At 31.2% G+C, this 7,757-nt stretch carries 5 protein-coding genes; all 5 read left to right on the forward strand.

What is annotated here, in order from left to right; translation table 11 throughout:
* Positions 1 to 9: 9 nt before the first annotated feature.
* The 5 genes from B3J26_RS01240 (at position 10) to B3J26_RS14870 (ending at position 7,739) form a co-directional block, all read left to right on the forward strand.
* Positions 10 to 1,080 carry an efflux RND transporter periplasmic adaptor subunit gene (locus B3J26_RS01240; protein ID WP_180904754.1) on the forward strand — a complete coding sequence of 357 codons (1,071 nt, stop codon included), beginning with the start codon at positions 10 to 12 and terminating at the stop codon, positions 1,078 to 1,080.
* A gap of 11 nt (positions 1,081 to 1,091) precedes the next feature.
* Positions 1,092 to 4,268 (forward strand): efflux RND transporter permease subunit, encoded by a 3,177-nt coding sequence (locus B3J26_RS01245; RefSeq protein WP_219034226.1) that lies wholly within the window; start codon positions 1,092 to 1,094, stop codon positions 4,266 to 4,268.
* A gap of 1,035 nt (positions 4,269 to 5,303) precedes the next feature.
* On the forward strand, positions 5,304 to 6,128 hold the full coding sequence (locus B3J26_RS01250; RefSeq protein ID WP_291072800.1) for a hypothetical protein: 825 nt from the start codon (positions 5,304 to 5,306) through the stop codon (positions 6,126 to 6,128).
* A gap of 60 nt (positions 6,129 to 6,188) precedes the next feature.
* A complete protein-coding gene (locus B3J26_RS01255; protein WP_291072802.1) occupies positions 6,189 to 6,527 on the forward strand; it encodes a hypothetical protein in 339 nt (112 codons plus the stop codon).
* A gap of 1,077 nt (positions 6,528 to 7,604) precedes the next feature.
* The gene (locus B3J26_RS14870) at positions 7,605 to 7,739 is read left to right on the forward strand and encodes an IS3 family transposase (protein WP_414646886.1); all 135 of its coding nucleotides are present in this window, start codon (positions 7,605 to 7,607) and stop codon (positions 7,737 to 7,739) included.
* Positions 7,740 to 7,757 lie beyond the last annotated feature (18 nt).

Raw genomic sequence — 7,757 nt, forward strand, 5'->3', positions numbered from 1 at the left:
AACCGATTTATGAAATCAGTAAAAACTTTACTTTATATATTAATTGCTGCTGGCTTGATTGGTGGAGCAGTTTACATCATCAAAAATAACAAAGCGAAGCAAGAAGAGGAAGTTGCGATTGTAAATGCTAGTAACGATGAGGTTGTGGTAAATACAATTAAAGCAAAATACGAAAGCTTAAATACAGATTATACGTCAAACGGAACGTTTGCGCCATTTCAGGAAATGAGTTTTCCTTCAGAAATTTCAGGAAGAATTGTTCGTGTATTGGTAGATGAAGGTAGTTATGTTTCTGTTGGACAAACATTGGCGACGATTAAAAAAGATGCAATTGAGGTTGATGTAACTCAAGCACAAAATAATCTTCAAAATGCGATTATAGATAATCAACGTTACGAAAATGCGTACAAAACTGGAGGAGTAACAAAGCAACAATTAGATAATTCGCGTTTGCAATTAAAAAATGCAAGAGCAGCGGTTTCTGCACAAAATTTACGTGTTCGTGATACCAATGTAAAAGCAACTATTTCTGGTGTGATTAACAAGCGTTACATAGAGCCAGGATCTGTAGTAGCGCCAGGTTCTCAAATGTTTGATATTGTAAATGTATCAAAACTAAAATTACAAGTTACAGTAACAGAAGCTGAAGTTGTGAATTTGAAAGTAGGACAAACAATCAAAGTATTGGCTAGTGTTTTTCCAGATCAAGAATTTGCAGGGAGAATTTCTTTTATTGCGCCTAAAGCAGATGCTTCATTAAACTTTCCAGTAGAAATTCAAGTTTCGAATAATTCTGGTTTAAAAGCTGGTATGTACGGAACGGCAGTATTCTCGACAAAAGATGATGTAAATGCAGGTAAAAATGTATTGGTTGTTCCAGCAAATGCTTTCGTAAATGGAATTAGTTCTGGACAAGTTTTCGTGGTTGAAAATAATACAGCAAAATTAACGAAAGTTGTGATTGGAAAAACAGTTGGAACTGAAGTTGAAATTATTAGTGGAATTAAAGATGGAGCTGAAATCGTGACAAGTGGTCAGATTAATCTGAAAGATGGAACGAAAGTAAAAGTTGTAAAGTAAGATAGATTTCCATGAAAATAGCAGAAATATCAATTAAACGTCCCACAATGATTATCGTGTTATTCACGATTTTGACTTTGGGAGGATTGTTTAGTTATACGCAAATGGGATACGAATTAATCCCAAAATTTGAAACGAATGTTGTTACGATTTCAACGGTTTATCCTGGAGCTTCTCCAAACGAAGTTGAAAATTCTGTAACCAAAAAGATAGAGGATGCGGTTGCAGCCTTAGAAAATGTAAAGAAAGTAGAATCGAAATCTTACGAAAGTTTATCAGTTGTAATGGTTACGTTGAATTCTGATGCAAATGCAGATTTAGCGTTGAATGATGCGCAACGTAAGATTAATGCCATTGAGAAAGATTTACCTGATGATGTAGATCCGCCTTCTTTGACGAAATTCTCGTTAAGTGATTTACCAATTATTACAGCTGGTGTAACGTCTGATAAGTTGACAGAAAAAGATTTGTATGATTTGTTAGATAAAAAAATAGAACCAGTTTTATCGCGTGTGACAGGTGTTGCGCAAGTAAATTTGATTGGAGGACAAGAACGTGAAATTCAGGTAAGTTTAGATCCTGTGAAATTGAAAGGTTATGGATTATCTGTGCCTCAAGTTCAGCAAGCAATCTTAACTTCGAATTTAGATTTCCCAACAGGAAGTGTAAAAACACGTGAAAACTCTACAATTATTCGTCTTTCTGGAAAATATAAATCAGTTGATGAATTAAATAATTTGGTAATTTCTTCGAATAATGGAATTCAAGTTCGTTTATCGGAAGTTGCTTTTGTGCAAGATTCTCAAAAAGAAGTAGAAAAAATTGCACGTGTTAATCAGAGTTCAGCGATTATTGTTCAGGTTGTAAAACAATCAGATGCAAATGCGGTTGCAGTTTCTGAATTGATGAAAGAAACCATCAAAAAAGTTGAAACAGATTATAAGAAAGAAGGACTTAAAATTCAGATTGTAAATGATACGTCTGATTTTACATTGGCTGCGGCAGATCACGTTATTTTCGATTTAGTTTTAGCAGTTGTTTTAGTTGCAATTGTAATGCTTTTATTTTTACATAGTATTCGTAATGCTTTTATTGTAATGGTTTCTATTCCAGCATCGTTAATTGCGACTTTTATCGGAATGTACTTAATGGGGTATACCTTAAACTTGATGTCGTTACTTGGTTTATCGCTTGTTGTAGGGATTTTAGTGGATGATGCTATCGTTGTTTTAGAGAATATTTACCGTCACATGGAGATGGGAAAATCGAAAATTAGAGCATCATACGATGGGGCAAAAGAAATTGGATTTACAGTAACAGCTATTACGTTGGTAATTGTCGTGGTATTCTTACCAATTGCAATGAGTACAGGTTTGGTGGCGAATATTATTGCACAGTTTTGTGTGACAGTCGTTATCGCAACCTTACTATCCTTATTGTCGTCATTTACAATTGTTCCTTGGTTGTCTTCTCGTTTCGGGAAATTAGAACATATCACAGGGAAAAATATTTTTGAGAAATTTATTCTTTGGTTCGAAAAACAATTAATGAAATTTACCCACTTCATTTCTGATATGTTAGAATGGTGTTTAAAATCTACCGTTCGTAGAATTGGAGTTTTTATTGGGGTATTTATCGTTTTATTTGCAGTTATTGGAGTTTTAATGGGAGGAAAATATATTGGTGGTGAATTCTTCCCTAAAACAGATAAAGGTGAATTCTTAGTTCAAATAGAGTTACCAAAAGATGCAACAATAGAGGAATCAAATTTTATGACGCAAAAAGCAGAAAAATTTTTACGTGGTAAAAAAGAAGTTGTTGATATGATTACAACTGTTGGTCAAAGTTCTGAAGGATTTGGAGCAGCACAAGCAACAGCTTATAAAGCAGAAATAGACGTTATTTTAAATGATAAATCAGAGCGTGAAGACAATTCATTTATTTATGCGGCAAAAGTAAAACGCGATTTAGAAAAAGAATTAGTTGGTGCTAAGGTTAAAACTGTTCCAGTTGGTTTAATTGGAGCGGAACAAGCGCCAATAGCGTTGGTTGTGACAGGTCCAAATTTAGAAAGCGCCATGAAATTTGCTGAATTAGCAAAACACGAATTAGAGCAAATTAAGGGTTCTTCGGAAGTGAAATTAACGACAGAAGCCGGAAATCCTGAAATTAATGTGCAAGTTGACCGTGATAAAATGGCTGCTTTAGGATTGAATTTACAAACAGTTGGTTTAACCATGCAAACGGCTTTCTCTGGAAATACAGATGGTAAATTCCGTGCCGGTGAATACGAATATGATATTAATATTCAGTACAATGATTTTAATCGTTCGAATATCGATGATGTTCGTAGTTTGATATTTATGAATGATAAAGGACAACAAATTCGTTTGGATCAATTTGCAACGGTTACACAAAGTTCTGGACCAAGTTTCTTAGAGCGTCGTGATAAAACACCTTCTGTAACTGTGCAAGCGCAATCTGTTGGTCGTACAACGGGTGATATTGTGACTGATTTCAAAAATAGTTTACAAAAAATTGATAGTAAAAAACCAACCGGTGTATCGTATGTTTGGGGTGGAGATGAAGAAAATCAATCCGAAGGTTTTGGTACATTAGGTTACGCATTATTAGCAGCAATTATTTTAGTTTATTTGGTGATGGTTGCTTTGTATGATTCGTTTATTTATCCTTTCGTGGTTTTGTTTTCTATTCCATTATCATTAATTGGAGTCTTTGTGGTTTTAGCTTTAACTAATAATTCGTTGAATATCTTCACGATTCTCGGAATGATTATGTTGATTGGTTTGGTGTGCAAAAATGCCATTTTATTAGTCGATTTTACAAACCATAGAAAAGAAGCAGGAGAAACAACACACAATGCTTTGGTACAAGCCAATCATGCACGTCTTCGTCCAATTTTGATGACAACTATCGCCATGGTTTTTGGTATGATTCCGATTGCTTTGGCAGAAGGAGCAGGAGCAGAGATGAACAACGGTTTGGCATGGGTTATTATCGGTGGATTAGTTTCCTCATTATTCCTAACCTTAATTATTGTTCCTGTGGTTTATTCATTATTCGATAGTGCAATTCGTCGTTTCTCAAAAGGAGAAAAAGTAGATTATGAAGCAGAAATGGTTGCAGATTATGAAGCAAGACAAATAAAAGAAGAATGGGAAGAGTAATCTTTCGTTTTATTATTTTAATTGAGATATAAAAAAATCCTTGTCAAAGTTCTGAACCTTGACAAGGATTTTTTATTCGTTAGAAATTGTTATTTTGCAAATACAATGTTAGCTACAGTTTCTATTTATTCATTATAGTTGATAATTTTTTTAATGGTAAAAAAGTAAAAAATAATAATAGATATAATACTAAATTGTTTTTACGATTAATGTGTTTAGGTAATTCGAACTCATCATATTTTTTAGAGTAAACAAGCTCGATTTTGTCATTAATATTTATGTTCTTACATTCTTTAGCACCAACTTTAATATAATAATCTTTCGAATTGTAATTTACTTTTATTGAAGAACTAATCTTATAGTTGTAACAATTTTTATTTATGATAGTTAATTTTTTAATTATACTATCATTTAAATTATTTTTCAGATCATTTTTATAATTAGTTTGATAAAAAATCATTAAAACTGTTAGAATTGAAAATATAAATTGATATTTATAAAAGTAGTTTTTCAAAGGTTCTATTTTAGAAATTATAGCTAACATTAATTTTCACGAAGTTAAACATAGTCAAGTTTCGTAAAAAAACATTAAATCAGCTTTTCTTTAATTTCCTGCTAATATAAACATTCGCAATAAGAGTTAAAGTGTTACTTAGTTTTTTCTATTATTCGCTAAAAAAAAAATTGATTACAAACAGATGTATTTTACCTTACTCGAGTCTTTGGTTGATTACAAACAGGTATGTTTTACCTTACCCAAGTCCTCAGGAGATTATAAACAGATATGTTTTAACTTACCTGAGTAGTCGGTTGATTATAAACAGATGTGTTTTCCTTATCCGAGTCTTCGGTTGATTACAAACAGATATGTTTTACCTTTCCTGAGTCCTTGGTTGATTACAAACAGGTATGTTTTACCTTACTTGAGTCCTCGGTTGACTGCAAAGAAATTTATTTTTTTAACTATTTCTAGTGAGTTTTAGACAAATTAAAACGTTTATTTTTGGCGTAATATTAATTGAGACTTTCTAAAAAATGAAGAAACTGTTTTTATTGACAACATTATTTATGGTGTCAATACTTTTTGCTCAGCAAGCAACGAATACGTTAGAAGGCGTTTTTACAACAAAAGCAAAAGATGAATTATATAATCCATTGAAATTTGATGGAAAAGGAAGAGTAACAATCGGTGAATTTGATGAGGTTGGTTACGAATTTACTGAACGCAACGATTCGGTTATAATATTTGTCGAAAAAACGGTTTTTATCTTCAAAAAAGAGAAAAATCAATTAAAAGGAATTTCAGATTGGGTTGATAAAAAAGTATATAAATCAAATTTGAAATCTTTCGAAAATAAAGCTCAATCAAATCCAAAATTAGCGCAGCGTGCAAATTGGATGGCGCAGAATTATGATATCAATTTTAAAAATAATGCTTCTTTTCTTTTTGATTTAGATGAAAATAGTTTGAATCAAAAATTAAAAGAAAATGAAACTGCAAATGCAAAACTGTGTAAAGAAGGTTTTGATGAAAGTTGTAAAGTAGTTTTTGCTTATAAATTTGCTGAACAATCTGGTGGTGTTTTCGAAACATTGAATGCGGCGGACGAAATAAAACTTAAACCAAATAAAGAGTTACAGCAATTAGCACAACGTGTGATTGATTTAGGAAATCCAGATGGATACGGATTATTTTATACGTATTACTATTTTACAGGAGAAAAGGAAAAAGCGGAAGAGTTTTTACAAAAAGGATTAGATTTAGGATCTAAGTATTGTACAGAAATTTCATTAAATTCTGCTTTAAGTGAATTTGGAGAAGGTCTAGAATCAGAAATAGAAAATTTAGGCGAAGAGTAATCATCGTATTGAAGAGATATGGTATAAAGTTTGTTTGATTTTTGTCATTAAATTATAATTATGAGAAAATCTTATGCTTTAATTATTCTTGTAGCTGCACTTTTTATGAATAGTTGTACTACGAACAAAGCGAATACGGATTCAACTTCAATTTTAGAAGAGCATCAAATTGTTGTGAATGGAAAAGTAACCGAACTTGAAAGAGGTAAAGATGGCTATATGGCAACAATCGAAACCAAAAAAGGAGAGCATTACAAAGCAACAATTAGCATTATAAATTTTCAAAAGAATAATCAAGAATATAAAACCTTGAATATTGGAGATGAGGTTTCGGCCGAAGGTCCTACATGGAGCGATGTCGATGGAAATAAATATATAAAAGTGGAGAAGATGAAATAAATCAATTCAACCAAAAATAAAAAAGAGAACTTTTTAGTTCTCTTTTTTATTTAGTAAATATTTTGCAACAGCACGATATGGATATACTAACATAAACTCGAGTATAAGAAAAGTTATTAGACTTATCTTAAAATGATGAAAGGACAAAAAATCTTTACGATGCCTCATTTAAATTACGAGTAGTAGAATTGAGTTATGAAATAAGTAATATTTCAGAATTAGTAAGGGAACTTGTAATAAAACATCATTATTATACAAATGCCACAAAGATGATCAAGAATATGAATCCAACAGTTTTCCATGAAAAGGTAATTTAAAATTAACAGCAGAACAGCAGTGTATAGTTTAATTAGATAAGAAATTAAAAGATGCTGAATTAGAACGTGATATCTTAAAAAAAAAGCAATCAGCATTTTTTTCAAGAACGGTCGATGAAATATAGATTCATAAAGAATTATGAGTACCAATTTCCGATTGAGAAAATATGTTTTCTATTAAAAATCAATTCCAGCAGCTATTTTAAATGGAGAAAGAGAGGTTATTCCAATAGATTTTTGAAAAAAATTGATATTGTATAAAATAAAGTATTTCTATTTTGAATTTAAGCAAAGATATGGAAGTCCTCGGCTTCATTCAGAATTGACGCATTAGGTTATAGGATATCCCTTAAAACAGTTGCTAAATATATAAAAGAGCTTGGTTTAAGAAATAAATTAAGAAAAAGTAAAGAGTTACAACAAATTCCAAACACAAAGTTATTTAACTGTGAATAAGCTACTTAATCGAGATCTTAGTGATTCAAAACCTTACATGAAATGGGTGTCAGATATACTTATATTCAAACTTAAGAATGATTTTTGTATTTAACAACAGATTAATCGATTTATTTGATAGAAAGGTCATTGGATGGAGTTTAGGCCATAATACTTTGAATATCGAAAATACCACTTTAGCCGCTTGGAAAATTGCTATAAATACAGACCGATTAAATAATGAATGCTATTTTACTCGGATCAAGGCTGGCAATATCAAATGAAACAATATCAATGTTTATTAAAAAAAGGAATAATTCAAAGTATGAGTCGAAATGGAAATTGTTTGGATAGTGCAATTATTGAAAATTTCTTTGGAACATTAAAATCAGAACTATTTTACTTGAAAAAATTTGATTCAATACAACAACTAAAAAAAGAAATTAAACAATATATTTAACCCGTAGTGCATTTAGGT

Source organism: Empedobacter sp. UBA5987 (genome assembly GCF_002429865.1).
In the GTDB taxonomy this organism is placed as follows: domain Bacteria; phylum Bacteroidota; class Bacteroidia; order Flavobacteriales; family Weeksellaceae; genus Empedobacter; species Empedobacter falsenii_B.

Excerpts from the sequence above, each read along its gene's own strand:
- B3J26_RS01240 (WP_180904754.1), top strand. The coding sequence starts at position 10 with ATGAAATCAGTAAAAACTTTACTTTATATATTAATTGCTGCTGGCTTG.
- B3J26_RS01245 (WP_219034226.1), top strand. The coding sequence starts at position 1,092 with ATGAAAATAGCAGAAATATCAATTAAACGTCCCACAATGATTATCGTG.
- B3J26_RS01250 (WP_291072800.1), top strand. The coding sequence starts at position 5,304 with ATGAAGAAACTGTTTTTATTGACAACATTATTTATGGTGTCAATACTT.
- B3J26_RS01255 (WP_291072802.1), top strand. The coding sequence starts at position 6,189 with ATGAGAAAATCTTATGCTTTAATTATTCTTGTAGCTGCACTTTTTATG.
- B3J26_RS14870 (WP_414646886.1), top strand. The coding sequence starts at position 7,605 with ATGAGTCGAAATGGAAATTGTTTGGATAGTGCAATTATTGAAAATTTC.